The 26,587-nt window shown below is 67.2% G+C and carries 24 protein-coding genes; 11 read left to right on the top strand and 13 right to left on the bottom strand.

Going from position 1 to position 26,587, the window contains the following annotated elements:
- Position 1: 1 nt before the first annotated feature.
- Positions 2-979, bottom strand: coding sequence for a LysR family transcriptional regulator (locus QFZ42_RS13840; RefSeq protein WP_307701499.1), 978 nt, complete (start codon positions 977-979; stop codon positions 2-4).
- Between the two features lie 118 nt (positions 980-1,097).
- Between QFZ42_RS13840 and QFZ42_RS13835 the strand changes: the two genes are divergently transcribed.
- From QFZ42_RS13835 to fba, 10 genes are all read left to right on the top strand, one after another.
- Positions 1,098-2,564: a form I ribulose bisphosphate carboxylase large subunit gene (locus QFZ42_RS13835; RefSeq protein ID WP_373423335.1), complete on the top strand. Its 1,467-nt coding sequence runs from the start codon at positions 1,098-1,100 to the stop codon at positions 2,562-2,564.
- Between the two features lie 39 nt (positions 2,565-2,603).
- Positions 2,604-3,023: a ribulose bisphosphate carboxylase small subunit gene (locus QFZ42_RS13830; RefSeq protein WP_307701497.1), complete on the top strand. Its 420-nt coding sequence runs from the start codon at positions 2,604-2,606 to the stop codon at positions 3,021-3,023.
- Between the two features lie 35 nt (positions 3,024-3,058).
- Positions 3,059-3,982 carry a CbbX protein gene (cbbX, locus tag QFZ42_RS13825; protein ID WP_307701496.1) on the top strand — a complete coding sequence of 308 codons (924 nt, stop codon included), beginning with the start codon at positions 3,059-3,061 and terminating at the stop codon, positions 3,980-3,982.
- Positions 3,983-3,984: 2 nt separating this feature from the next.
- The gene (locus QFZ42_RS13820) at positions 3,985-4,788 is read left to right on the top strand and encodes an HAD-IA family hydrolase (RefSeq protein ID WP_307701495.1); all 804 of its coding nucleotides are present in this window, start codon (positions 3,985-3,987) and stop codon (positions 4,786-4,788) included.
- A 1-nt stretch (position 4,789) separates the two neighbouring features.
- Entirely contained in the window at positions 4,790-5,515 is a 726-nt protein-coding gene (gene rpe, locus QFZ42_RS13815) for a ribulose-phosphate 3-epimerase (protein WP_307701494.1), read from the top strand.
- Entirely contained in the window at positions 5,512-6,237 is a 726-nt protein-coding gene (locus tag QFZ42_RS13810; protein WP_307701493.1) for an HAD-IA family hydrolase, read from the top strand. The genes rpe and QFZ42_RS13810 overlap by 4 nt, the downstream gene beginning before the upstream one ends.
- Before the next feature lie 19 nt (positions 6,238-6,256).
- Positions 6,257-7,330, top strand: coding sequence for a class 1 fructose-bisphosphatase (locus tag QFZ42_RS13805; RefSeq protein ID WP_307701492.1), 1,074 nt, complete (start codon positions 6,257-6,259; stop codon positions 7,328-7,330).
- Positions 7,331-7,417: 87 nt separating this feature from the next.
- Positions 7,418-8,296, top strand: a complete 879-nt coding sequence (locus QFZ42_RS13800) for a phosphoribulokinase (RefSeq protein ID WP_307701491.1) — start codon at positions 7,418-7,420, stop codon at positions 8,294-8,296.
- 52 nt (positions 8,297-8,348) lie between these two features.
- The gene (tkt, locus tag QFZ42_RS13795; protein WP_307701490.1) at positions 8,349-10,388 is read left to right on the top strand and encodes a transketolase; all 2,040 of its coding nucleotides are present in this window, start codon (positions 8,349-8,351) and stop codon (positions 10,386-10,388) included.
- Between the two features lie 64 nt (positions 10,389-10,452).
- Positions 10,453-11,466 (top strand): class II fructose-bisphosphate aldolase, encoded by a 1,014-nt coding sequence (fba, locus tag QFZ42_RS13790; RefSeq protein ID WP_307701489.1) that lies wholly within the window; start codon positions 10,453-10,455, stop codon positions 11,464-11,466.
- 25 nt (positions 11,467-11,491) lie between these two features.
- Here fba and QFZ42_RS13785 read toward each other — a convergent pair whose 3' ends face one another.
- The 9 genes from QFZ42_RS13785 to QFZ42_RS13745 all read right to left on the bottom strand — a co-directional run bounded on the left by QFZ42_RS13785 (position 11,492) and on the right by QFZ42_RS13745 (position 21,589).
- Positions 11,492-11,779, bottom strand: coding sequence for a hypothetical protein (locus QFZ42_RS13785; RefSeq protein WP_307701488.1), 288 nt, complete (start codon positions 11,777-11,779; stop codon positions 11,492-11,494).
- 176 nt (positions 11,780-11,955) lie between these two features.
- Entirely contained in the window at positions 11,956-14,052 is a 2,097-nt protein-coding gene (locus QFZ42_RS13780; RefSeq protein WP_307701487.1) for an SdrD B-like domain-containing protein, read from the bottom strand.
- Entirely contained in the window at positions 14,049-14,876 is an 828-nt protein-coding gene (locus QFZ42_RS13775; protein ID WP_307701486.1) for a COG1470 family protein, read from the bottom strand. Before QFZ42_RS13775 ends, QFZ42_RS13780 begins: the two co-directional genes overlap by 4 nt.
- Positions 14,876-15,355 (bottom strand): hypothetical protein, encoded by a 480-nt coding sequence (locus tag QFZ42_RS13770; protein WP_307701485.1) that lies wholly within the window; start codon positions 15,353-15,355, stop codon positions 14,876-14,878. The genes QFZ42_RS13775 and QFZ42_RS13770 overlap by 1 nt, the downstream gene beginning before the upstream one ends.
- Entirely contained in the window at positions 15,352-16,020 is a 669-nt protein-coding gene (locus QFZ42_RS13765; protein ID WP_307701484.1) for a hypothetical protein, read from the bottom strand. Before QFZ42_RS13765 ends, QFZ42_RS13770 begins: the two co-directional genes overlap by 4 nt.
- 91 nt (positions 16,021-16,111) lie before the next feature.
- Complete coding sequence (locus tag QFZ42_RS13760; protein WP_307701483.1) at positions 16,112-16,756, bottom strand: hypothetical protein; 645 nt, start codon at positions 16,754-16,756, stop codon at positions 16,112-16,114.
- Positions 16,757-17,000: 244 nt separating this feature from the next.
- A complete protein-coding gene (locus QFZ42_RS13755; RefSeq protein ID WP_307701482.1) occupies positions 17,001-18,764 on the bottom strand; it encodes a tannase/feruloyl esterase family alpha/beta hydrolase in 1,764 nt (587 codons plus the stop codon).
- A gap of 165 nt (positions 18,765-18,929) precedes the next feature.
- Positions 18,930-19,388, bottom strand: coding sequence for a (2Fe-2S)-binding protein (locus QFZ42_RS13750; RefSeq protein ID WP_307701481.1), 459 nt, complete (start codon positions 19,386-19,388; stop codon positions 18,930-18,932).
- 11 nt (positions 19,389-19,399) lie between these two features.
- The gene (locus QFZ42_RS13745) at positions 19,400-21,589 is read right to left on the bottom strand and encodes a molybdopterin cofactor-binding domain-containing protein (RefSeq protein WP_307701480.1); all 2,190 of its coding nucleotides are present in this window, start codon (positions 21,587-21,589) and stop codon (positions 19,400-19,402) included.
- 159 nt (positions 21,590-21,748) lie between these two features.
- Between QFZ42_RS13745 and QFZ42_RS13740 the strand changes: the two genes are divergently transcribed.
- Entirely contained in the window at positions 21,749-22,432 is a 684-nt protein-coding gene (locus QFZ42_RS13740) for a Crp/Fnr family transcriptional regulator (protein ID WP_307701479.1), read from the top strand.
- Here QFZ42_RS13740 and QFZ42_RS13735 read toward each other — a convergent pair.
- The 3 genes from QFZ42_RS13735 to QFZ42_RS13725 form a co-directional block, all read right to left on the bottom strand.
- Positions 22,417-24,186 (bottom strand): sensor histidine kinase, encoded by a 1,770-nt coding sequence (locus tag QFZ42_RS13735; protein ID WP_307701478.1) that lies wholly within the window; start codon positions 24,184-24,186, stop codon positions 22,417-22,419. The two genes, QFZ42_RS13740 and QFZ42_RS13735, sit on opposite strands and share 16 nt — an antisense overlap.
- Positions 24,187-24,582: 396 nt before the next feature.
- On the bottom strand, positions 24,583-25,254 hold the full coding sequence (locus tag QFZ42_RS13730; RefSeq protein ID WP_307701477.1) for an RraA family protein: 672 nt from the start codon (positions 25,252-25,254) through the stop codon (positions 24,583-24,585).
- Between the two features lie 28 nt (positions 25,255-25,282).
- A complete protein-coding gene (locus QFZ42_RS13725; protein ID WP_307701476.1) occupies positions 25,283-26,491 on the bottom strand; it encodes an aspartate transaminase in 1,209 nt (402 codons plus the stop codon).
- Positions 26,492-26,587: the final 96 nt, after the last annotated feature.

Here is a 26,587-nt window from a genome sequence, read left to right as displayed (position 1 = left end):
CTCAGGCGGTGCGCCGCACGCTTCGCTTTTTCGCGGGCGCCCGCGCCGCCGGCAGCGAACCCAGCTGCTGCTGGATCTGCGCCTGCCCGTTCGCGCGCAGGTAGTCTTCGAACGCCAGGGCCACCTGCGGCAATTGCCGCGACGCCAGGTGCATCACGTACCAGTCGCGCACCACCGGATTGCCGGGCACGGGCAGCACGCCCAGCAAGCCGGCATTCATCTCGAGCACGCAGGTGTGCATCGACAAAAATGCGATGCCGAAGCCCGCGGCGCACATCTGCTTGATGGCTTCGTTGCTCGACAGCTCGGAGCCGATGCGCAGCGGCAGGCCCTGGTCCTTGAAGAAGCGTTCGACCGTGGTGCGCGTGCCCGAGCCGCGCTCGCGCACCAGCATGCGCGTGTCCGACAGCATGGCCAGCGTCGGCTTGGCAGCTGACATCAGCGGATGCGAAGGCGCCGCGAGAAAGGCCATCGGGTGCTTGGCGAAGGCGCTGGAGTCGGTCTTCAGCTCAGCGGGGGGGCGGCCCATGATGGCGATGTCGATCTCCTGGCCCGCGAGCATTCGCACGATCTCGTCGCGGTTGCCGACCTGCAGCTTCACCTTCACCTTCGGGTGCTCCTTGGCGAAGTTCACCAGGATGGGCGGCAGCAGGTATTCGGCCGTGGTGATGGCGCCCACGCGCAGCGTGCCCGAGAACACGCCCTGCAGCATCGCCATTTCGTCGCCGGCCTCGCGCCACAGGTCGAGGATGCGGCCCGCATAGCCCGCGAGCAGTTCGCCTGCTTCGGTCAGCCGGATGCCGCGGCCCGTGCGCTGCAACAGCGGCGTGCCGGCCGACTCTTCGAGCGTGCCGATCTGGATCGACACCGCGGGTTGCGTCAGATGCATTTCGTCGGCAGCCAGTGAAACGCTGCCGAGCCGCGCCACGGCGTGGAAGGTGGCGAGCTGGCGAAAGCTCGCGTGCTTGGTAAGAGGCATGAAGTGATATTAGGTTTCGCAAATGTGAATGTCAAAAGATTTAATTTTTCTTAATCTTTTATGCGGCCTACATTCACTTCACCGACAGCACCAACCCCCTTCACTCGAGAGGCACTCCATGGGCAACATGAACGAAGCAATCCAGATCACCGACGCCAAGAAGCGCTATTCGGCCGGTGTGCTGAAGTACGCGCAGATGGGCTACTGGGACGGCGACTACGTGCCGAAGGACACGGACATCCTGGCGCTGTTCCGCATCACGCCGCAAGAGGGTGTCGACGCCGTCGAAGCCGCCGCTGCGGTGGCCGGCGAATCGTCCACCGCCACCTGGACGGTGGTGTGGACCGACCGCCTCACCGCCTGCGACATGTACCGCGCCAAGGCCTACAAGGTGGAGCCGGTGCCCAACAACCCGGGCCAGTACTTCTGCTACGTGGCCTACGACCTCTCGCTGTTCGAAGAGGGCTCCATCACCAACGTGACGGCTTCCATCATCGGCAACGTCTTCAGCTTCAAGCCGCTGAAGGCGGCGCGGCTCGAGGACATGAAGTTTCCGGTGGCCTACGTCAAGACCTTCCCCGGCCCGCCGACCGGCATCGTGGTGGAGCGCGAGCGGCTGGACAAGTTCGGCCGGCCTTTGCTGGGCGCCACCACCAAGCCCAAGCTCGGCCTCTCCGCCCGCAACTACGGCCGCGTGGTGTACGAGGGCCTGCGCGGCGGGCTCGACTTCATGAAGGATGACGAGAACATCAACTCGCAGCCGTTCATGCACTGGCGCGACCGCTTCCTCTTCGTGATGGACGCAGTCAACAAGGCCAGCGCCGCCACCGGCGAGGTGAAGGGCAGCTACCTGAACGTCACGGCCGGCACCATGGAAGAGATGTACCGCCGCGCACAGTTCGCCAAGGAGCTCGGCTCGGTGATCGTGATGATCGACCTGGTCGTCGGCTACACGGCCATCCAGTCGATGAGCCACTGGTGCCGCCAGAACGACATGATCCTGCACCTGCACCGCGCGGGCCACGGCACCTACACGCGCCAGAAGAACCACGGCGTGAGCTTCCGCGTGATCGCCAAGTGGATGCGCCTGGCGGGCGTCGACCACATCCATGCGGGCACGGCGGTCGGCAAGCTCGAGGGCGACCCGATGACGGTGCAGGGCTACTACAACGTCTGCCGCGACACGCACACCAAGGTCGACCTGCCGCGCGGCATCTACTTCGACCAGGACTGGGGCGCGCTGCGCAAGGTGATGCCGGTGGCTTCGGGCGGCATTCATGCGGGCCAGATGCACCAGTTGCTCGACCTGTTCGGCGACGACGTGGTGCTGCAGTTCGGCGGCGGAACCATCGGGCACCCGCAAGGCATCCAGGCCGGGGCCACCGCCAACCGCGTGGCGCTCGAAGCCATGGTGCTGGCGCGCAACGAAGGGCGCGACATCGCCAACGAGGGGCCGCAAATCCTGCGCGACGCGGCCAAATGGTGCACGCCGCTGGCGGCTGCGCTCGACACCTGGGGCGAGATCTCCTTCAACTACGCCTCCACCGACACGTCGGACTATGTGCCGACGCCGTCGATGGCCTGAACCCGTTTTCCGTTCCGCAGTTCTCCAGGAGCAACAGACATGCGAATCACACAAGGCACTTTTTCCTTCCTGCCCGACCTCAGCAACGAGCAGATCAGCCGCCAGGTCGAGTATTGCCTCGACAAGGGCTGGGCCATCGGCCTCGAATACACCGACGACCCGCATCCGCGCAACACCTTCTGGGAGATGTTCGGCAACCCGATGTTCGACATCAAGGACGCGGCCGGCGTCATGCTCGAACTCGCGTCCTGCCGCAAGACCTTTCCGCAGCAGTACATCCGCGTGACCGCGTTCGACTCGACGCACGGCACCGAGTCGGTCGTGATGTCGTTCATCGTCAACCGGCCTTCGAACGAACCGGGCTTTCGCCTCATCCGCACCGAGGAGCCGGGCCGCACGATCCGCTACAGCATCGAAAGCTATGCGGCGCAGGCGCGGCCTGAAGGCAGCCGGTACTGAAAGACCCCGCTGCACGGAATTTTCTGGAGCCTTGCATGGACGCCACCGAAACCCCCGTCATCCCGGCCGTCGCCACCGCGCCGAAGCAGCTCTTCGAGTCTTCGGGCGTGAAGGCGCTGCTCGACCAGCTCGATGCCGAGCTGATCGGCCTGGCGCCGGTGAAGGGCCGCATCCGCGACATTGCGGCGCTGCTCCTGATCGACAAGCTGCGCCAGGAACAGGGCCTGCAATCGGCGCCGCCTTCGCTGCACATGTCGTTCACCGGCAACCCGGGCACCGGCAAGACCACCGTGGCCATGCGCATGGCCGAGGTGCTCAAGCAGCTGGGCTACGTGCGCAAGGGCCACCTGGTGGCGGTCACGCGCGACGACCTGGTGGGCCAGTTCATCGGCCACACGGCGCCCAAGACCAAGGAGGTGATCAAGAAGGCGATGGGCGGCGTGCTGTTCATCGACGAGGCCTACTACCTCTACCGGCCCGAGAACGAGCGCGACTACGGGCAGGAGTCGATCGAAATATTGCTGCAGGTGATGGAAAACCAGCGCGACGACCTGGTGGTGATTCTGGCGGGCTACAAGGACCGCATGGAGACCTTCTTCAGCAGCAACCCGGGCATGGCCTCGCGCATTGCGCACCACATCGATTTTCCGGACTACAGCGAGGCCGAGCTGATGCAGATCGCGCAGCTCATGTTGGGCCGGCTGAACTACAGCTTCGACGACGGCGCGGCGTCCACCTTCTCGCGCTATGTGGGCCTGCGCCGGCAGCAGCCGCACTTTGCCAATGCGCGATCGATCCGCAATGCGCTCGACCGCATCCGGCTGCGCCACGCGACGCGCCTCTTCGGCAGCGAGCAGGCCCTGACGCGCGAGCAGCTCTGCACGCTCGAGGCGCAGGACATTCTGGCGAGCCGCGTCTTCAATCCAGCAGCGAATGCCGTGGGAACGGAAGGAGCGTAACCATGAGCATCGAAGCCCTGGTATTCGACGTCGACGGCACCCTGGCCGACACCGAGGACGTGCACCGCATGGCCTTCAACCTCGCGTTCGACCAGCTGGGGATCGGCTGGCACTGGGAGCAGGCCGAGTACCGGTCTCTGCTGGCGGTCACAGGCGGCAAGGAGCGCATGAACGCCTACATCGATTCGCTGCCCCTGAGCGCATCGGAGAAAAACCGGCTGCGTGACCGCGTGCCCGAAATCCATGCCGCCAAGACGCAGCACTACACCGACATCGCACGCCGAGGCGGCATTGCGCTGCGTCCCGGCGTGTTGCGCTTCCTCGAAGAGGCCCAGAACGCCGGCTTGCGCCTGGCCATTGCGAGCACCACCACTGCGGTCAACATCGACGCGCTGCTGCAGGCCACGCTGGGCGCGAGGGGCCTCACGATGTTCGACGTGATCGCCTGCGGCGACCAGGTGCGCGCAAAGAAGCCGGCCTCCGACATCTACCTGCTCGCGCTCGACACACTCGGTGTGCCGCCCGAGCGCGCCATCGCCATCGAGGACTCGTCCAACGGCCTGCGTTCGGCGCTGGGCGCCGGCCTCTGGACCCTGGTCACGCCCACCTTCTGGACCGAGGGCAGCGACTTCAGCGGCGCCGGGCTGGTGCTGCCCGGGCTGGGAGACCCCACCGGTCCGCTGCCCGGCGAGCCGGGCGCGCGCCTCCAGTCCGCGGCGTGGCTCGGAATCGAAGAACTCTTGCGGATGGCCACCGTGGCCCCGTCTCCGAATGCCGTGCAGGCGCTCTACCGGGAGGACTGTTGAGATGCAGAACCCAAAACCCATCGCATCGGGGTTTGCCCCAGCCATGCGCATCGCGCCCAGCCTGCTGTCCGCGAACTTCGCGCGGCTTGGCGAAGAGGTCACGGCGGTCATCGAGGCCGGCGCCGATCTGATCCATTTCGACGTCATGGACAACCACTATGTACCGAATCTGACAATCGGCCCGCTGGTGTGCGAGGCCATCAAGCCCTACGCGACGGTGCCGATCGACGTGCACCTGATGGTCAAGCCGGTCGATGCGCTGATCCCCATGTTCGCGGAGGCGGGCGCCTCGATCATCTCGTTCCACCCCGAGGCCAGCGAGCACATCGACCGCACGATCCGGCTGATCAAGGCCAGCGGCTGCAAGGCCGGCCTGGTGCTCAACCCCGCCACGCCGCTGCAGGTGCTCGACCATGTGCTGGACCAGCTCGACCTGGTGCTGCTGATGTCGGTCAACCCCGGCTTCGGCGGGCAGAGCTTCATCGAGAGCGTGCTGCCGAAGATCGAGGCGGTACGCCGCCGCATCGATGCCAGCGGGCGCGACATCTGGCTCGAGGTCGATGGCGGCGTGAAGCCTGACAACGCCGCCCGCGTCGGCGCCGCCGGCGCCGACACGCTGGTGGCGGGCTCGGCCGTCTTCAGCGGCGGCCGCTATCGCGAGGCCATCGACGCGATTCGCAGCCAGGCGCTGCGGGGCCGGCATGCCGTGGAAGAGTGTCCCGCATGACGAAAGATCTACGCGATATCGACGCCATTGCCTTCGACCTCGACGGCACGCTGGTCGACAGCGCCCCGGACATCCGCGCGGCGCTGAACGCCGCGCTGAAAGAGGCCGGGTTCGCGCGCTTCGACCTGGACACAGTGCGCACATGGATCGGCGACGGCCCCGACGCGCTGATCCTGCAGGCCTTGCGCCAGCAGGGCGTTGCCGCCGACGAGGCGCTGCGCGCGCAACTGCGCCGGGCCTTCGATGCCGCCACGCTGGCGGCCCCGTTGCAGTTCGGCGGCGTGTTCGAGGGTGTGGCCGAACTTGTCGACGGCCTACGCCGTTCGCTGCCGATGGTGGTGGTCACGAACAAGCCGACGCCGCTGGCACGCGCCGTGCTGGATGCAGCGGGTCTGCTGCAGCCGATGGCGGGGGTTTACGGCGCCGATGCCGCGGCGCAGCGCAAGCCCGCGCCGTTCCTGCTGCAGGCCGCGGCGCACCGGCTGGGTGTGGAGCCCGCGCGCTTGCTGATGGTGGGCGACGGTCCGGCCGACCTGCTGGCCGCGCATGCCGCCGGCTGTCCGGCGGCGCTGGTGGCCTGGGGCTACGGCGGGCACGCGGCGGCAGCCGGGGCGCCGCCGGCGTGGCGCGTTGCGACGCCCCAGCAGCTGTTGTTGACGGTGCGCGAATCGCGCGGCGTTCGCGGCGATGAAGAAACGACGACAACGAACAGAGTTTTTTGAATCCAACCAGGAGACGATCATGCCGATTGCAGGCAAGGCCACGCTGACCCAGTACATCATCGAGGAGCGCCGCCGCCACCCCGGTGCCACGGGCGCGCTCAACGCGCTCATCACCGACGTCTCTCTTGCCTGCAAGGCGATCTCGCGCAAGGTGGCGCTCGGCGCGCTCGGCGACGTGCTGGGCAGCGCCAGAACGCAGAACGTGCAGGGCGAAGAGCAGAAGACCCTCGACGTGCTGAGCAACGACATGTTCCTGCGCGCCAACGAGTGGGGCGGCCACGTGGCGGGCATGGTTTCGGAAGAGATGGAAGAGCCGTACCTGCCGCCGCAGCAGTTCCCGCGCGGCAAGTACCTGCTGCTGTTCGATCCGCTCGACGGGTCGTCGAACATCGACGTGAACGTGGCGGTGGGCAGCATTTTCTCGATACTGCGTGCGCCCACGCTCGATGCCGATGCGAAGCCTGAAGATTTTCTGCAGCCCGGCACGGAGCAGGTGGGCGCCGGCTACGCGATCTACGGCCCTTCGACGATGCTGGTGCTGACGCTGGGCAACGGCACGCATGCGTTCACGCTCGACCCGCAGCTCGGCGAATGGGTGCTGAGCCATCCGAACCTGAGCATTCCGCGGCAGACCAGCGAATTTGCCATCAACGCGTCGAACAGCCGCTTCTGGGAACCGGCCGTGAAGCGCTATGTCGACGAATGCCTGGCCGGCAAGGAGGGCCCGCGCGGCATCGACTTCAACATGCGTTGGATCGCCTCGCTGGTGGCCGAGACGCACCGCATCCTGATGCGCGGCGGCGTCTTCATGTACCCGCGCGACAGCAAGGAATCAGGCCGTGACGGGCGCCTTAGGCTGCTGTACGAGGCCAACCCGATTTCCTTCTTGATCGAGCAGGCGGGCGGCATGGCCAGCACCGGCCGGCGCCGGCTGATGGCGGTGGAGCCGGAATCGATTCACCAGCGCATCGGCTTCGTCTTCGGCTCGTCCGAAGAGGTGGCGCGCGTGGAGGCGTACCACAGCGAAGACCCGCAGGACACCTACCAGGCCCCGTTGTTCGGCAAGCGCGGGCTCTTTGCGACGGCTGCCTGAACAACGGCGCAACGGCGCGCCAGCAACAAGACAGCAGGGCCGAGCGCGTGCGGCCCCGTACGAATTCTTTATCTCCCCGAGGCCACCATGTCAGCCAAGCATCCCATCGTTGCCATTACCGGTTCGTCCGGCGCGGGCACCACGTCCGTCACGCGAACCTTCGAGAACATCTTTCGCCGCGAGAGCGTCAAGGCGGCGATCGTGGAGGGCGACAGCTTCCACCGCTACGACCGCAGCTCCATGAAGGTGGCGATGGCCGAAGCCGAGGCCGCCGGTAACCGCAACTTCAGCCACTTCGGCGAAGACGCCAACCTGTTCGCCGAACTCGAGGCGCTGTTTTGCGACTACGGCGAAGCGGGTGTCGGCCGAAGCCGCAAGTATTTGCACGACGCTCAGGAGGCGGCTCCTTACAAGCAGGAGCCCGGCACCTTCACGCCGTGGGAAACGCTGCCGAACAGCGAGCTGCTGTTCTATGAAGGCTTGCATGGCGGCGTGACGACGGAGAAGGTCGACATTGCGCGCCATGTCGACCTGCTGATCGGCGTGGTGCCGGTGATCAACCTCGAGTGGATCCAGAAGCTGCACCGCGACAAGAACACACGCGGCTATTCCACCGAGGCCGTGACGGATGTGATCCTGCGGCGCATGAACGAGTACGTGCACTACATCTGCCCGCAGTTCACGCGCACGCACATCAACTTCCAGCGTGTGCCGGTGGTCGACACCTCCGACCCGTTCATTGCGCGAACCATTCCGAGCCCGGATGAGAGCCTGGTGGTGATCCGCTTCGCCAACCCGATTGGCTTCGACTTTCCGTACCTGCTGAGCATGCTGCACGACTCGTTCATGTCGCGCGCCAACACCCTGGTGGTGCCGGGCGGAAAGATGGAGTTGGCCATGCAGCTGATCTTCACGCCGATGATCCTGCGCCTCATGGAGCGGCGCAAGAAGGCCTATGCGATCTGACGAGCCGCGCACTCCCTGCACACCGCACAAAACCATCAACAGGATCTTCGGCATGACGATTGAAAACCTCGCCTTGCGCACGCAATGCGCCAACGCCATCCGCGCGCTGGCCATGGATGCCGTGCAAGCCGCCAACTCCGGCCACCCCGGCATGCCGATGGGCATGGCCGACATCGCCGAGGCCCTGTGGCGGCATCGCCTGCGGCACGACCCGGCCGACCCGCGCTGGATGAACCGCGACCGCTTCGTCGTTTCCAACGGCCATGGCTCGATGCTGCTCTATGCGCTGCTGCACCTGAGCGGCTATGCGCTGCCGATCGACGAGTTGCGGCGCTTTCGCCAGCTGCATTCGCGCACGCCGGGACACCCCGAGGTCGGCGTCACGCCGGGCGTCGAGACGACCACGGGGCCGCTGGGGCAGGGCATCAGCAATGCGGTTGGCATGGCTCTGGCGGAAAAGCTGCTGGCCGAGGAGTTCAACCGGCCCGGCCATGAGGTGATCGACCACCGCACCTACGTGTTCCTGGGCGACGGCTGCCTGATGGAAGGCATCAGCCATGAAGCCTGCTCGCTCGCGGGCACTTGGCGCCTGAACAAGCTGGTGGCGTTTTACGACGACAACGGCATCTCGATCGACGGCGAGGTCGGCGGCTGGTTCAGCGACGACACGCCGGGCCGCTTCGAAGCCTACGGCTGGACCGTGCTGCGCAACGTCGACGGCCACGACATCGCGGCGCTCGACGCGGCCATCGCAGAGGCCGCGGCCGCCGACCGGCCGGTGCTGGTGTGCTGCAAGACACGCATCGGCCAGGGGTCGCCAAACCGCGCGGGCACCGCGAAGGCGCACGGCGAAGCGCTGGGCGATGCCGAGATCGCGCTGACGCGAGAAGCACTCGGCTGGAGCGCCGCGCCCTTCGAAGTACCGCCAGTTATTGCGCAGGCCTGGTCGGCGCGTGAGAAGGGCGCCGCATTGCACCAGGCGTGGCAAGAGCGCTTTGCAGCCTATGCGCACGAGCACCCGGCGCTTGCGCGCGAGTTGATTCGGCGCCACCGCACCGATGCGCTGCTCACCGCGCAGGTCGAGGATGCATTGGCTTCGGCCGCGGCCGGCGCGGAGCAGCGCAAGGCCTCAGTTGCCACGCGCAAGGCCTCGCAGCAAGTGCTCGACGAGGTGGGGCCGGCAATGCCGGAGCTGATCGGCGGCTCGGCCGACCTCACGGGTTCGAACCTCACGGACTGGAAGGGCCACCGCGCGCTCAAGGGCACGGGCACAGGCAACCACGTGCACTACGGGGTGCGGGAGTTCGGCATGGCGGCCATCATGAACGGGTTGGCATTGCATGGCGGCTTCCGCCCGTTCGGCGGCACCTTCCTGACTTTTTCCGACTACGCGCGCAACGGTGTGCGCATGTCGGCGCTGATGAAGCTGCCGGTCATCTACGTCTTCACGCACGACTCGATCGGGCTTGGCGAAGACGGCCCCACGCACCAGCCGGTGGAGCATGCGTCGAGCCTGCGGCTGATTCCCGACGTCGACGTCTGGCGCCCGGCCGATGCGACCGAAACCGCCGTGGCTTGGCGGCAGGCGCTGCGCCGCGCGGACGGGCCGAGCTGCCTGCTGCTCACGCGCCAGGCGCTGCCGCATGCGGGCGAAGGCAGCGAGCGTATCGAGTCGATCGCACGCGGCGCGTATGTGCTGCGGCGCCCCGAGGCCGAGTGCGTGGCGCTGCTGGCAAGCGGCTCCGAGGTCGGCGTTGCGCTGGCTGCCGCCGCATTGCTGGCGGAGGAGGGCATCGAAGCCCGCGTGGTCTCCGTGCCGTGCATGGATGTGTTCGAACGCCAGGATGCGGCGTGGCGCCACGCGGTCATTCCGCGCCATCTGCCGCGCGTGGCGGTGGAGGCCGGCAGCACCGGCCTGTGGTGGAAGTTCGTCGGCGAATACGGCGACGTGGTCGGACTCGACCGCTTCGGCGAATCGGCGCCGGCCGGCGAACTGTTCAAGCTGTTCGGCCTGACCGCCGAGGTGGTGGCCGAGCGCGCCCGGCGCCTGCTTGCGAACGCCGCGCTGGCCAATGTGAAAGAGGCCGCATGAAGCCGGAGGCGGCACAGCGGCCGCCCTCGGCCATCCCCATTCCCCACATCGACAGGAGCCTCCCATGCCCATGATTTCGCTGCGCCAATTGCTCGACCATGCCGCCGAGCACCGGTACGGCGTGCCGGCGTTCAACGTCAACAACCTGGAGCAGATCCAGGCCATCATGCAGGCCGCCAAGAAGACCGACAGCCCGGTCATCCTGCAGGCCTCGGCGGGAGCGCGCAAATACGCGGGCGAGCCGTTCCTGCGCAAGATGGTCGAGGCGGCGGTGGAGATGTACCCGGAGATCCCGATCGTGATGCACCAGGACCACGGCGCCAGCCCGTCGATGTGCATGCAGGCCATTCGCTCGGGCTTCACCAGCGTGATGATGGACGGCTCGCTGATGGAAGACGCGAAGACCCCCGCGAGCTACGACTACAACGTGGGCGTGACCCGCCGCGTGGTCGAGATGGCGCATGCGGTCGGCGTGTCGGTCGAGGGCGAGCTGGGCTGCCTCGGGTCGCTCGAATCGGGCATGGCCGGTGAGGAGGACGGCAGCGGCGCCGAGGGCGTGCTCTCGCACGACCAGCTGCTGACCGACCCGCAGCAGGCGGCCGACTTCGTGTCGCGCACCGGCGTGGATGCGCTGGCGATTGCCATCGGCACCTCGCACGGTGCCTACAAGTTCAGCCGCAAGCCGACCGGCGACATCCTCGCGATCGACCGCATCAAGGAGATCCATGCGCGCATTCCGAAGACGCACCTCGTGATGCACGGCTCTTCGTCGGTGCCGCAGGAATGGCTGGCCGTGATCCGCGAGTTCGGCGGCGACATCAAGGAAACCTATGGCGTGCCGGTGGAGGAGATCCAGGAAGGCATCCGGCACGGGGTGCGCAAGGTCAACATCGACACCGACATCCGGCTGGCGATGACGGGCGCCATGCGCCGCGCCATGGGCAGCGACCGCAGCGAATTCGATCCGCGCAAGTTCCTGAAGGAGGCGACCGCGGCCGCGCGCGATCTGTGCATCGATCGGTTCCAGGCCTTCGGCACCGCCGGCATGGCGTCGAAGATCAAGCCGGTGGCGTTGTAGGAAAGCCCTGTGCGCGAAACCCGGGTCAGAGTCCGTGCACGAGGAACACGCCCTGGGGCGACACCGGCACTTTCAGCGTGTGCTCGCCCACCTTCGTGAAGCGGTATTCGCGGCCGTTGATGTACGCCGACTTGGTGTTGGTCCAGATTCGGTATTCATGGCCGTCCTTCAGGGGCGTGACCTGCAGCACGCGCAGCACCGGCGGCACGACCACCCTGAAGCTCAGCTGGCCCGTGGCGCTGTCGACCCCGAGCGTGGCTTCCGCCACGCACACGGGCGGCAGCAGCAGCAGCGCGGACAACGCGCTTTTCATGCACACCCCTGAAGAGAACATGCTTCCGGACATAAGGCTTTCCCCCCAAAAAACGCTGGGCTGGAGGCATCGCAACGACGCCCGACCTTCTTATATCGGCAGGCCTCTTCAAAAATTGAGGCCTGTGAAGCAAGTAAATACCGCAATCTCTCCGTGCGCAATCGCCTTTCGTCTGTTCAGCGATCTTTCTGGATGGGGAAGTCGGCCACGGCGGCGTCGCGCACGTACACGCTCACGCGCCGCGAAGGCGAGCCGGCAGTGCTCCAGGGCAGGGGCAGGTTGTCCTGGACCAGCTCGATCTCGTGGCTGCCCGCGGCCACCGAGGGAAAGCTGTAGAGGCCCTGCGCGTCGGTGCGCGCGACGTAATGGCGGTCGAGCACCACCGTGACGCCGCCGACGCCGCCTTCGCTCGCCTCGCGCAGTCCGTTGTTGTTCTGGTCGAAGAAAACGTAGCCTTCGAGCCTGCCTGCGCCCGTGCCCGGAGCGCCGCCGATGGGCGCGCTGGCCAGGCCGGCGCGGCTCTCGTAGCGCAGCGCCACCATGAACGAGCGGCTGGACGGAAGCACGAGCACCGCTTGCTGCATGGCCGTCGTCAGGGCCGATACGACGGCCGGGTTGAGCGACTCTTGCCCGCGCGCCGCGGCGTATTGGGCAATGAACGACCAGCCTTGGCCCAGCGGCCAACTCAGGCGCGCGTTGGCGCTCAGGAAGCGCGTTGCGGTGCCGCTGATGCCGTTGCTGCCGCGCAGGCTCAGGTCGAGCCGGGCACCGGCGGCCAGCGGCGTGGTGCCGAGCACGCCCCAGTGCGCCGAGCGTGCGTCGACGCCCGCCTGGCGCGATTGTTCGAACGCCAGCGAGGTCGAGAGCGTTTGCGTTTCGCCGACGCGCCACGCGTGATTGAGGCCCGTGCGCAGCACGCGCAGGTCGGTGCCTTGTGCAACGTCCGTGCGCCACTGGGTGTAGCCCCAGTCGGACTGATGCTCCCAGGTGAGCTGGGCCGAGCGCGCCGCGAAGCTGCCGCTGCGCGCTGCCACGTTGCCGGAAATCGCATCGCGCGAATCGAAGCGGAAGCGGCCGAACAGGCTGCCGTACAGCGAGCGGTTCTGGAGCCCGGTCACGCTGTCGCTCACCTCCATGTTGCCGCCCAACTGCCATTGGCGGGTGGACACGTCGCCGCGCCACGAGGCACCCCGCAGGTTGCTTGGCAGTGCATCGCCGCCCCAGCGCAGCGAAGGCTGGAAATAGAACACCGAGGCGTTCTGCTGCATGAGGCTCGTGCGCCAGGCGGCGTCGACCCAGCCGCCGCTCGCCGAATCGCGCGGTGCGCGCGACTGCGCATCGGTCGGTTGCCCGGTGCTGTTGGCCACGTTGGCCTGGACGCGCAGGCCGCCCACCCGTTCGCCGATGCCGCCGAAGCCGCTGCCGACCGTGTCGGCCCAGGGCGCCTGGCCCTGCCAGGAGACGGCGGTCCACACCGAGCGGGTGTTCTGGGCGAAGCCGGGCACGCCGTTGGCGTTGAAGTTGCGGGTTTCAATCAGCTGAACGGCCGCGTCGGTGCGGTCGAGCGCGGAGGGGCCTTGGCCGCTGCTCAGCTGGGTCTGCGCGCCGGCGCCTGCCGCGCTGCCTTGTCCGGACGAGAAACCCTGGAACGAGATACCGTTGAAATAGCCCAGCCGGCCAGCCGACGCATTGAAGGTGGTCTGGCCCGGGCGCTCGATGCTGAGGGCGATCCCTTCGATCGGCAGGCTCGGCAGGTAGACCCGGCCGACACCGCGCGCCAGCGGCGTGCTCGCCATGTTGATGTTGCCGATGCTGTTGTTGCCGAACCAGCCGCCGTCGAAAGGCAGGGCGCGCTGGTCGATGCGCCAGGTGCTGCCGTTGCGGTAGGTGTAGGGCACCTGCGTCGTGGGCGTGCCGGTGGTGCCGTATACACCGACGCCGCTCACCGGCACCGAATCGCGGTTGAAATTCAGGTTGGCGGAAAAGGTGCCGTGGTCCGGCGTGTCGAGGTGGCCCGAGAACAGCAGCGAATGGCTGCGCGAGCGCACGGCCCCGCTTTGCTGTGTCGACTGGCCCTCGAGGGTCCAGCCGCGCGGCCAGCCGCTGCTGCCGTCGCGGGCTTCGGGTTCTTCCACCGGCGCCGCTTGCGGGCTGTCGTCCAGCACGCGATCGACATAGTTGGCGGATGGGGGCTGCGCCCACGCCGCCGTGCCGGCCAGCGCCTGGCCCGCGCCGCACAAGCCGAGCGCGCCGTTGCGCAGCAGGCGTCTCATGGAGCGAAGCGCTGGTTGATCGGCAGCGAGCCGCTCTTGCCCCATTCCAGCTTGCCGCTGATCGTGATCGGGAAACGCACCGCAACGGGCGTTTCGCTTTCGCCGGGCTTGTTGGCCAGCAGCGCGATGTCGCGCGTTTCGCCGGCCATGATGGGCGTGGTGCTGGCCTGCAGTTCCAAGGCCGTGCCGCTCGCATCGGTACCGCTGAGGAAGCCGGCCAGGCGGCCGTGCGCGGTGCCGGTGTTGCGGATCTTGAGCACCGGCGTGGCCTGGCCGTCGACCGTTTGCACCGAGGTGCCCGCGAGCTCCAGCACCGGCGCCACATTGCCCACGGCGACATACACGATGACGCCGATGCGCGCACCCAGCGCCACCGGAACGCCCGGCGCGGCCGCGGCCTGCTGGCCTTCGATCATCACGGCGAAGCGGCATTCGGTTGGCGGCGTATCGGCCGGCGGCGTCACTTCGAAGCGGAAGCGGTAGGGGCGCCCCGGGGTGATGCTGAGCTCGCGCCGTTCGATGGCCACCCACGGCCGGCAACTGCCCGGCAACAGCTCGTCGCTGAAGTCGACCGAGGCATCGGGGCGAAAGGTCCAGTCGGCGGTCTTGAGCTTGTAGGCCCCGGCTTGCGTGTCGCGGTGCGTGAGCTCGATCACGTCGCGCACCCGTTCGCCCGGCTTGGTCGACAGTTCGAAGCGCGGCGGCGAGACGGCAAGAGAAAACTGCGCTTGAGCCGGCGTGCCCATCGTCAGGGCAACAAGGCCGGCGGCGAGCAGAAACACGGCCGCGCAGCGGCCATGGAAAAACAGTGCGACACGGCGCATCACGGCGATACCTCGATCTCGAAGAAAAATTGCAGGGATTGCGCGCGCTCCAGCTTCCGGCCGTCGACCGCGAGATCGATCACGATGCTTTCCTGCAGGAAAGACTCGCGCACCACGCCTTCGAACACCAGCGTGCGTCCGCCGCCGCGCACGGTGCCCGGGAGCAGCCTGCCTTGCGTGCGCCACGTGGCGACCAATTGCTCGCCGTCGGTCGGTGCCAGGGCAAGGTAGATGCGCGCGGGCCGATTGACCCAGGCCGACAGATTGAGCCGCAGCGCCACGGACATGCGGCCTTCCATCGTGTGGTCGCCCGAGCGGCCGGGCGCCAGTTGGCGCCAGCGCATCGGCGTGACCGGCTGGCTCACGAAGCTGCCGGTGTCGTCGACCCTGTAGGTTGCGGCGCTCGCGGGCGGCACTGCGGCCAGGGCCAGCAGACCGGCAAGCGCGGCAACGGCGGCAAGCGGGAGTCGGGCTTTCATGGCGCGGTGAGCGTGTAGGTCGCTGTCCCGCTGAAAGTGCCGGCGGGAACCAGCTGGGTGTTGAGATAGCGGAAGGCGAGGCAGCTCTCGAACCAGGTGTTGCGGGTGATCGACAACAGGCTCTGGGCGCCGCCCGCGAAGGTGCCGCTCGGAATGGTCGGCGTGTTGTCGCTGTTGCCCGAAGAGGTCCACGCAATCGTGCTGAACGGAATCGTCTCGCCGGCGGTGTTCGTCAGATTGGCTTGCGTGGTGACCGTCAGCGACGCCGCGCCGGCGGTGCTCGTGCCCGGCACGCGATAGAAGCCGCCTACATACACCTGTCCCGTGGTCGCAGGCGACGTACAGAACGCGAAGCCATCCCATGGACTGATCGTCACGGTGCTGTCGGTCGCCATGGGCAGGGCCGTGCCCGAGCCCAGCTGGGCGGCCGTCACAGTGACCGACACGAGATTGACGGTCGTGTTGTTGCCGGGTGTGCCGCGGTTGTTGAAGTTCCCGCCCGTCATCGTGCCGGCGCCCACTTGAAGGAAAAGCGCGCGGTTGCCGGCGTCGATGGCCGCCGTGAAGCCGTGCGCCGCCGGCAGCCAGACGCCGCCGCCGCCCAGCACAGCGAGCGCCAATGCGGCGCGCCGAAGTCGGGACTGTGGGGGCAACGCGAGCTCCATGCGGCTTTTTTCTAGACGGCGAGGGCAGAACAGGCCGGCCTTCGCTCACCGTGTTTCGAAAGCCGCGTGTTCCCGGACGTCGTGAACGCGATCAGGGGGCGGTCGCGGTGTAGGTCACGCGGCCGTTGTTTCCGGTCGTGTCGCCGTAGGTACCGGCGGGCAGGGTGGCCGTATTGGCGTATGCGAAGGTCCAGCTGCCTTCACGGCGCACGAGGCCGGCCGAGGCGGTCAGCGTGGTGGCCGTTGCCGAAGCACCACCGGCGGCGGCGTTGTTGAAGGGCGGGTGGGCGATGGCCGCGTTGGTATAGCCGGTGGTCGTCGTCGCGAGCGCACCGGGGGTCACGACGATATCGGTCCATGGCACGGTGGGGTCGCCAGCGACACCGCTGGTGAGTTGACCCGTGGTCGCGTTGGTCAGGCTGACGGTGCCGCTGTTGCCAAGCACGCGAACCGTGACGCCGCCGCCGGCGAGGTCGCCACCGGTGCCTGCCACTGCGGTGCCGTTGCCGATCGCGCCGGCCGGCACGTCGAACGAGACTTTATTCACCGTGGCGTTGTTCGCGAGGTTGGTGCCGGTACCGACTTGCAGGAAAAGCACTTTCGGCACGACGACCTTGAAGTCGAGTCTCGCGCTGGCGCTCTGGGCGCCCGCGCTGGTGACAAAGGTCGATTCCGCTTGCGCAGCGAGGGGGGCCAGGGCCGAAGCGATGGCCGTGATCAGAAGGAGTTTTTTCATGAAATGTAGGCTTTGTTACTAACTTCAAGGGAGGGGCCCGCGGAGTGTAAGCAAAAGTCTACATTTATGTTAGTTATTTAGTACTCAGGTTTACATTTTGGCTGTAAATTGCATCTTATTGCAACAAACAAGGCATTTGCGGGGCTCGGGGACCGCCGCCCAGGTGCAAATCGCCACCCGGAATCTGCCGTCAAAGCGCGAATTTCCCGGGCGGGGGGCTCAACCCGCCGTGTACCGCGACGCTTTACCGGCACGCAAAGCTGGACGCCACTTCGATGCTGCCGCCGATGTAAGCCGCTGTCTTCGGATACGGGCACAACGGCCGCGTGCGGGCGGGCGACCAGTCGGCGGGCAGCTCGGCATTGACCACGTTGGCGCCCGCCCCGCGCGCCGTGGCAACAACCGCCGCGGGAGCCTTGCCCTGTTCTACCCATGCGACGAGCGGCGTCAGCATGTCGAACTGGTCGGTGGCCGGCCCACCTCCGCAATGGTTCATGCCGGGCACGGGGAAGAAGCGCGCAAAGCCGGATGCATCGCCGCCGTTGGCCGCGCGCAGCTGCTCGTACCAGCGGGTGGTGTCGTCCGACGAGAACACCGCATCGCTGGTGCCGTGATAGACGATGAGCTTGCTGCCGCGATCGCGAAGCACCGGCAGGTTGCCGGGGTTCGGCGGCGTCATGAACGACATCGACGACTCCGTGTAGAGCGCGGTGCTCGCGAAGATGCCCGGCGCATCGGCGTCCATGCTGAACCCGAGCGCGAAGTCGATACCCGGCGGGCGGCTGGTCGCGAGCGGCGGGCTGCTGAAGACGAATCCGACCGCGGCGGTGTCCAGGTTCTGCGAGTTGGAGAATTCCCACTGCCGCCAATCGGCACCCCTGATGCCGGCATCAAAAGGAAAGCTGCTGTAGAGCGCGGTTCCCGCCGTGTTTCGCGCACCCGAGAAGATGTTGCCGAGCACGCTCTTCTGCGTGGCCGTGAGGCAGCTGCCGTTGCGCGCGCCGGTGCATGTGGTCACGTCGGCTGCGAGGTCGAAGGCCTGCTTGCACCTCTGGACATCGGCGACGATGCCGTCCACCGCGCCATCCAGGGCGTCGCAACGCGCGAGCACCGCGTTGGCGACCGTGGTCATTTCCGCCGGCGTGAAGGCGGTCTGCAGATCCGGCTTGCCGGCCGCGGTGTTGGCGGTGGTCACCCGGGCGTATTGCTGCACGCCGTAGAGCTGGGCCACCGCGGCCTTCGGCAGGTTGAAGCCGGGATTGCCGGCCAGGATGCCGTCGTATTGATTGGCGAACCGCGCAGCGGCCACCATCGCGTGGCGGCCGCCGTTCGAGCAGCCTCCGAAATAGGAGCGGTCGGGCGCGCGGCCGTAGGCCTTGGCAATGAGGTTCTTGGCCATGGGCGTGAGCTGCGCAACGGCGTTGTAGCCGTAGTCCAGGCGCGCCTGCGGATCGATGCCGAAGGTCGGGTTCTGCGAGCCCGAATGCCCCGCGTCGGAGCTGATGACCGCGAACCCCATGTGCAGCGCGGTGGTCGTGGGCGCGCCGCCGCCGATGCCGCCTGTCGCGCGGCCCACGTTGCCGTCCAGCCCGCCGTTGGCCTGATAGAAAAACCGGCCGTTCCAGTTGACCGGCAGGCGCATCTCGAAGCCGATCGCATAGGTCTTGCCGTCGACGCTGCTGGTGCGCTGGTTCATCTGCCCCTGGACGAGACAGTGCTCCGGGGCAGGCGTGCTCGCACCGGCGACCACGAGCGTGCCTGCGGCCACGGTACTCGCGCTGGTATAGACCGTGCCGCCAAACGCCGCCTTGCTTGCGAGATCGGTGCACGACTGCAGCGTGCCCGGGCGCGCTTCCGACACCGGGGAGCCGCCAGCGCCCGGCGTGGCAGGAACGAAGGCGAAACCTCCGCCTCCACCTCCACCTCCCCCGCCGCAGGCCGCGAGCAGGGATGCCGTGGCGAGAGCTGCCCATGTCGGGCGGCACGAAGAGAACACGGTGTGATCCATATTTGTCTCCTTTACCGGGGCGGGCCGGCGCGTCATAAAGTTATTTCAGGTAATCAATATAGTTTTGTTAGATAACTAAAAAATAGGGCAAACCCTTGCGCAGGGTTCTGCTCTGGACGCCATGGGCGTCCAGGAACGGCTTGAACCGCCAAGGCGTGCCGGTGGCTATCCCATCAGCGCCGCGGCCGCCTTGATGGCCTCGCGGATGCGGCCATAGGTGCCGCAGCGGCACACGTTCTCGATGGCATCGATATCGGCATCGGTGGGGTTGCGGGTGCGCCGCAGCAGGTCGACCGCCGCCATGATCTGGCCCGGCTGGCAGAAGCCGCATTGCGGCACGTCGAGGTTCATCCAGGCCTGCTGCACCGGGTGCAGCGTGTTGCCGTTGGCCAGGCCCTCGATGGTCGTCACTTGCCGGCCGCGCACGTCGGCCACCCGCGTCGAGCAGGCGGTGACCGCCTTGCCGTCCACGTGGCAGGTGCAGGCCTTGCACACGTTGATGCCGCAGCCGTACTTGGGACCGGTAATGCCGAGCTTGTCGCGCAGCACCCAGAGCAGTGCCATGTCGTCGGGCGCCTCGACATCGACGTTGCCGCCGTTCACCTTGAAAGATTGCACGGGCATGACGGGCCTCCTCAGGTGGGTACCGGCACGACGACCGGCGTGGGCAGCTTGCCCGGGGGGATGGGGGTGAAATCGACCGGGAAGTTCAGCGGAAAACTTCGCGGCTTTCGGCCGGCGGCACGCGCGTAGGCGTTGGCAATCGCGCCCGAGCTGGCCGACAGGCCCACCTCGCCCAGGCCGCCGATCGCCTCGGCGCCGTTGGCCGGCATGATGATGACCTTCACGTCTTTCGGGTAGTTCTTCATGCGCGCGAAGTGGTACTGCGAGTAGCTGCCTTCCAGCGGCAGGCCGTTCTGGATGTGCAGCCCCGCCGTCAGCACGATCGAGATCGACTCGCACAGGGCGCCCTGCATCTGCGCTTCGATGCCGGAAGGATTGATGGGCGTGCCGACGTCGATCGCAATGGTGGCGCGCGTCACCTTGGCGTCGGTCGGGACCCGCGCGTCGATCTCGACGATGCAGGCCGTGAAGGACTTCGACTCCTGATGCACGCCCACGCCCTGCGCGAAGCCCGCCGGCATGGCCTTGCCCCATTGCGCCGCCTCGGCCACGGCCTTCAGCACGGCGCGTGCGCGCGGCAGGCGCAGGTACTCGAGACGGAAGGCGACCGGGTCCCTGCCCAGCGCCCTGGCCATTTCGTCGACCAGGATCTCCTCCACCAAGCGAGAGGGCTGGATATGCACCGAGCGGTAGGAACAGGTGTTGATGTCCATCGCCACCGGCGTCAGCAGCTTGGTGGTGACACCGAAGTTGTACGGCGACGTGACCATGGTCTTGAGCATGACCTGCTCGATGCCGAAGTTGCCCACCGTCTGCGGAAAGCCGTTGGGCAGTGCGATGGCCGCGGCGCCCAGCATCTCGCCGAAGCCGTGGCGCGTATCGAGCCGCACTCCGGCGATGCGCTGCTCGAAGGCGATGACCTGGCCCAGCAGCATCGTGGCGCGCGCGCGGTGGAACATGGGCGGGCGCACCCGGCCATGGCGCATGTCGTCGGTGCGGTGGTACATCAGGCGGCAGGGCCGGCCCAGCGCCTTCGAAACCTGCACCGCTTGCAGCGTCGCGTCCCAGAACAGGCGGCGCCCGAAGGAGCCGCCCGAGGGCACGGCATGCACCTTGACCTTGTCCAGCGGCAAGCCCAGCTCGGCGGCCACGGCCTGCTGCGTGACGATCGGACTCTGCAGGCCGGACCAGATTTCGGCCCGGTCGGCGCGCACATCGGCAATGGCGCATTCGGTTTCCATCGGGCAGTGCGAGACCGCCGCGAACTCGAACTCTCCCTCGACCGTGAGCGCGCCCAGCGGCGGCAGCAGGAAAGGCAGCAGCGCGGACTTCAGCTTCTGCTGGATGCTGGCGTTCGATTCGCCCGCGACCGCGCCCGCGCTCCAGGTGACGTCGAGCGCATTCACCGCGGCCCAGGCCTGCCCGAAGGTTTCGGCCATGACCGCCACGCCGGGTGGCGTGGGCACGATGCCGCTCGTGGCGGGAATCGGCGTGATGCCGAGCACGCCCGGCATCCCCATCACCGTGTTCATGTTGTTGATGCGCACGAACTTGCCGTTGATGGTCGGCGGCCGGCACACCATGACGGGCTTCGCGTCGGGCACCGCCAGGTCGAGCGTGAACTTCTTGCGGCCGGTCACGATGTCCAGCGCGTCGAGCCGCGTCGTGCGCTGGCCGACCACCGCGTTCGCGGAGCCCGAGAGCAGCCCGCCCAGGCCGCCGAGCAGCGGCATGCCCGCATGCAGCGAACGCACGCTCGAGGAGCCGCCGGTGAGCTGGTTCCAGGCGAGTTCGGGGCTGGCATCGGCGGAGCCGACCTCGATTGCACTCAGCGGCAGACGCAGCTTGTCGGCCAGCATCATCGCTGCGGCGGTGGCGATGCCCTGGCCTGACTCCAGGCGCGGAAGCTCCAGCCGGACGCGGCCGTTGCCGATGTTGCTCACCTTGACCAGCGGCATGGTCGGCAGCGCCGTCACCGTCACCGCATCACCGATGTCGATCAGGTCGGTCGTGTCGGGCGGCGTCATCGGCAATATCGCGGCCTGGGCCGAGGAGGGAGCCGCCATGCCGCCGAGGCCCGCGGCGGCTGATAGCAACGGCGCGGAGGCCGCGTATCCCAGCAGGTTGCGCCGGCGCATGCCGGGCGGTTCGTCGTGAGAGGGCGCATGCGTGGGACGCGCGCCGGATTCCGGATGTTCCATCCTTTGTCTCCTGTCTTATGGTGTGGCGAACAGGAGTCAATATGGCATGATCGCCGCGCCAAAAATGTCTTTTCAGAGACATTCCTTACGCGTGTTCGCCAGCCTTCACGCGGGTCGGCGCAGGTGCAGTAGCGAGTCAGCGAGCCGAGGAAAACACGTATGCCGTCGATGGCCATGGAGACCATGCTCCGCGAGAGCTTGTGGGCGCAGACCCTGACGGCCGAAGAGCTCGACCGCGTGGTGCGCGAGTCCTACGAGCGCGAGGTGCCTGCCGCGGGTTTCGTGATGCGCCGCGGCGAGCCGGCCGATCTGTGGCTCGGCGTCATCGAGGGGCTCGTGAAGATGTCGGTCTCGCTGGCCGATGGCCGCATCTCCACGTTCACCGGCGTGACCACCGGCGGCTGGGCCGGCGAAGGCTCGCTGCTGAAGCCCGGCCTGTGGCGCTACGACGGCGTGGCCATGCGCCCGACGCGCATGGCCTGCGTGCCGCGCCATACCTTCGAACGCCTGCTGTCGACCAACCTCGAGTTCAATCGGTTCCTTCTGTTGCACATCAACGCACGGCTGAGCCTGTTCATCGGGCTCATGGAGTTCGACCGCTTGCTCGGTCCCGATGCGCGCGTCGCGCGTTGCCTGGCCAGCCTGTTCGATCCGATCCTCTATCCGCAGGCGAGCAGCTTCGTGCGGCTGAGCCAGGACGAGGTCGGGCTGTTGTCCGCGGTCTCTCGCCAGCGCGCCAACAGGGCACTGCATGAACTCGAGCGCGCCGGCCTGCTGCGGGTGGAGCATGGCGGCGTCGAGGTGATCGACCTCGAGGGCTTGCGCAGCTACCTTGGGGAGTGAGCGACCTCGCCGCCGAGCCCGGGCTGCAGAGGCAGCCACAGCGTGAAGCGGGTACCCGCGCTGCTGGACTTCCAGCTCACGGTGCCGCCAATGGCCGAGGCGCGCCGTTGCTGGTTGCGCAGCCCCCGTCCGCTCCGGCGCAGGGCCTCTTCCACGATGAAGCCGGATCCGTTGTCTTCGATGACCACGCACACGCCCTGACCCTCGGTGGCGGTGCTGAAGCAGATGACGGTGGCGCGCGTGTGGCGCAGCACGTTGGCCACGCATTCCTGCATGATGCGCAGAATGTGCAGTGCGCTGCTCGGGTCCAGCCAGGGCAGCGCAGGCAGGGGCTGCACCTCCCAGCGCAGCGCGAGGCCGGCGCTCTCGATGCGCGGCGCCAGCCGAAAGCGCAAGGTCGCGAGCAGCAGCAGCAAATCGGCGTCGACGCTTTCCATGGAATCGATGGCCAGCTTCAGGTCTTCCATGCAGCCTTTGAGCACGCCAGATACCTCGGCGTCGTTCAGCGCGCCTTGCTCCACCGAACGGATGGCGCTGATCAGCGACGAACCCAGGCCGTCGTGCATGTCTTGCATCAGGCGCCGGCGCTCGGCACTGAGCATTTGCTCGTTTTCGATCACGCGCAGCCGCTGATAGCTTTGCTCCAGCTCGGCTTCGCGCGCTCGCAGGCGCTCTGCGAGGCCCTTGTTCAGCCGGCCCACCTCGGCGAACGCGCCCGTGTAGCGCTGGAACATGATGTACGAGAAGATGAAGAACAGGCCGATGATGGCGTAGGGCGATGTGTACACGCTCTCCGGGCTGACCAGGTTGTTCTGCAGGAGCCCGTCATAGGAGGTGAATGCGACGGTCAACGCCGCCCAGCCCGCGACCAACCGCCCCTCGGGCAACTGCGCGCGCAAGGCCTTGCGCAGGTTCACCGCAAAAATCAGCACCGCGATGGGCAGCACCGCCAGGTTGAGCAGGGGCGTGAGCAAGTAGAGACTGGCGATCGACGTCGACGCATGCGGCAGCGTCGCGGCATTGCAGACCAGTGCCAGGGCCACCGACGAACGCGTCAGCCAAGGCGAGGGCTGCTGGTGCAAGCGCTGCAGGAACAGGTGGATGAGGATGATCAGCCAGAGCAGGGAAGCAACCGTCGTCCATTCGAGCCACTCGTCCGAGATCGGAAAGTAGTCGCCGCCCGCGTAGTAGTGAAACATCCGCAAGGAAGCGGTCGCCGAGATGGCAAAGAACAACAGGTAGAGCGATTCGCGCCTCTTGCCCAGCCACACCGCGAAGGCAAACAAGCCGACGGCCAGGAAAGCGGCGCTCCCCATGAACGGCAACTGCACTTGCAGCAATCGGCGGCCTTGGTAGCGCCAGCTCAGGGACGCCTGGTCGCCCACCCACACCGTTGAAAATCCGCTCCCGCTGCTGCGCAGACGGTCGACGCGAATCAGCACGGACGCCGGCGAAAGCGTGTGGGCCGCCGCGTTCAGCGGCAGCAGCAGCGGATGGTTGTAGCCGTTGTGCACGGGGCTGCCGTGGGATTGATAGAGCAACACGCCGTCGCCGTACACCGCGATGTGGCCCAGCGTCTTCCAGCGCGGGAGGTACAGAAGGCGCTCCTGTGCCGATGGCGCCACCGCGGCCAGGTCGATGCGGTACCAGTCGGTGACCGTCTGTGCACCGCCCGACGATGTGGGGACCAGCTCGCGACCGGCGGTATGCGGGAGGTTGACCGCTTTCCACCCCGTCGCTCGGCAGCCCGGCATCCTCGATACGCCGCGGAGGCGCGGAGTAGCCGGTACCGGCAACGGACAGCAATTCGGCATGCGTGATGTGGACAGCGCCGCCGCGCTCCGACAATTCGTTCGCCGTCGACGGCTCATTCGCGTGGGCACAAGGCAGAACGGCCAGCGGCAAGGTCAGCCACAGCTTTGCAATCCAAAGGCCAATCCGCCGACCGCCCTTGCTGCCCGGTTTCACGAAGCGCGCCAGTGATCTCGTCGACCGTACAGCCTCATGCGATGAGGTCCGACGTCCCGCTCTCGCGGGCCGGCGTGCGGCGGCCAAGGGCAAGAGGAGGCGTTTTCATCAGGTCACAATTATGTCTTCGGCCAACCACTCCGGCCAGCTGGACCTTTTTGCCGCGCGCTCGCGCGAGCGGGTCAGTTGAGGCAGCGTGCCTCGAGCGCGTCGATGAAGGCGCGGTCCCAACGGCCTTCCTTCATGGCTCGGATGGTCTCTGCTTCCGTCGCCAGGTGCGCTTGTGCCTTCTCGATCAGCAGCTCGGATTCGTCGGGCGCGAAGGCCATGAGCCCGTCCTGATCGCCGACCACGATGTCGCCCGGATTGACGACCATCCCGCCCACCGAAACCGGCACGTTGATCTCGCCGGGCCCGTCCTTGTAGGGACCGCGGTGGGTGACGCCTCGCGCGTAGACCGGAAACTCGCGCGCCCGGACCTCGGCAACGTCTCGGATGGCGCCGTCGATCACCACACCCAGGACGCCGATGTGCGCCGCGTAGAACGAGAGGATGCCGCCGACCACCGCATTGTTGAGGTCGCCGCCGGCGTCGATCACCAGCACGTCACCGGGCCGGCAGAACTCCAGGGCGCGCAAATACGTCAGGTTGTCGCCGCCGCGCGAGCGCGCCGTGACGGCCGTGCCCGCCATCGTCCGGCCGCTCGGGCGGTGGTAAGGGTGCAGGCCCATGCTGCCGATGTTGCGGTGCATGTTGTCGCTCAGCGCTGCCACGGGAATCTCCCGCAGCGCGGTGAGGATCTTGGGTGCGACCGGTGCGGCGGACGGGTTCTTGCGAATGGCTTTGTAGGGCATGGGTGTTCTCGGTGATTTCAGGGGCGCTTCAGCGCAGGGCCGCCACGGCTCGCGCGATGCGCGCGCAGCCTTCTTCCAGCGTCTCGATGCCGGTGGCGATGGAAAGACGGAAGTAGGGCGAGAGCCCGTAGGCGGTGCCCGCAACCAGTGCCACGCCTTCGCTTTCGAGCAGGTACATCACCACGTCGCCGTCTTCGTCAAGCCGCTTGCCCTCTGGCGTGGTCTTGCCGACGAGGCCACCGCAGTGGATGTACAGATAGAAGGCGCCGGACGGCGCGGCGCAGCGCAGGCCGGGAATGTCGTTGATGAGTGCAAGGGTGCGGTCGCGGCGCTGCTTGTAGATCGCCACGCTCTCGGCCACGAAGCCCTGGTTACCGTTGAGCGCCGCCGCGGCGGCCGCCTGGCTCACCGAGCAGCAGTTGCCGGTGGACTGCGACAGCAGCGTGTCCAGCGCCTGGATCAGATCGGCCGGGCCGGCTGCATAGCCGATGCGCCAGCCCGTCATCGCATAGGTCTTCGAAACGCCGTTCACCACCAGCGTGCGCTCGCGCAGCGCGGGCGCGACCGCAAGCAGGTGCGGCGTTGCCTCGGCGTCGAAGCGGATGTGCTCGTAGATGTCGTCGGTCATCACCATCACCTGCGGATGGCGCTGCAGCACCTCGGCCAGCGCGCGGTATTCGCCACCGGTGTAGCTGGCGCCGGTCGGGTTGCTGGGCGAGTTGATCAGCAGCCAGCGCGTGCGCGGCGTGATCGCGGCCTCCAGTTGCGCGGGCGTCAGCTTGAAGCCGTTGGCTTCGGGGCAGGCCACCGTGACCGGCGTGCCTTCGCAGGCCAGCACCATGTCGGGGTACGACACCCAGTAAGGCGCGGGAATGATGACTTCGTCGCCTGGCTCCAGCGTGACGGCAAAGGCGTTGTAGATCGCGCTCTTGGCACCGCTGGTGGCGATGACCTCGTTCATCGCGTAGCGCAGGCCGTTCTCGCGTTCGAGCTTGGCGATGATGGCCTGACGCAGCTCCACCGTGCCGGCCATGAGGGTGTAGCGCGTCGCGCCTTTCTCGATGGCGGCGGCAGCGGCCTGCCGGATGTGGGGCGGCGTGTCGAAGTCGGGCTCGCCCACCACGAGGTTCACGATCGACTTGCCCTGGCGGCGCAGTTCGTTGGCACGGTCGGCGGCCGAGGTGCTGGGCGAGGGCTTGATGCGCCGCACGCGGGCGGCAATGCGGGACGTGGTCACATGACTTCCTGTGTCTGGGATTGCATGGACTGAACGGTACGCAGATCGATCACGCGAGGCCAAGACGAGATTGCACTGGTCGTATAGGCGCAGCTT

The sequence above is a fragment of the Variovorax paradoxus genome (assembly GCF_030815855.1).
In the GTDB taxonomy this organism is placed as follows: domain Bacteria; phylum Pseudomonadota; class Gammaproteobacteria; order Burkholderiales; family Burkholderiaceae_C; genus Variovorax; species Variovorax paradoxus_M.
The sequence above is the reverse complement of the archived record's forward strand: the minus strand, read 5'-3'. Positions and strand labels throughout refer to the sequence as shown.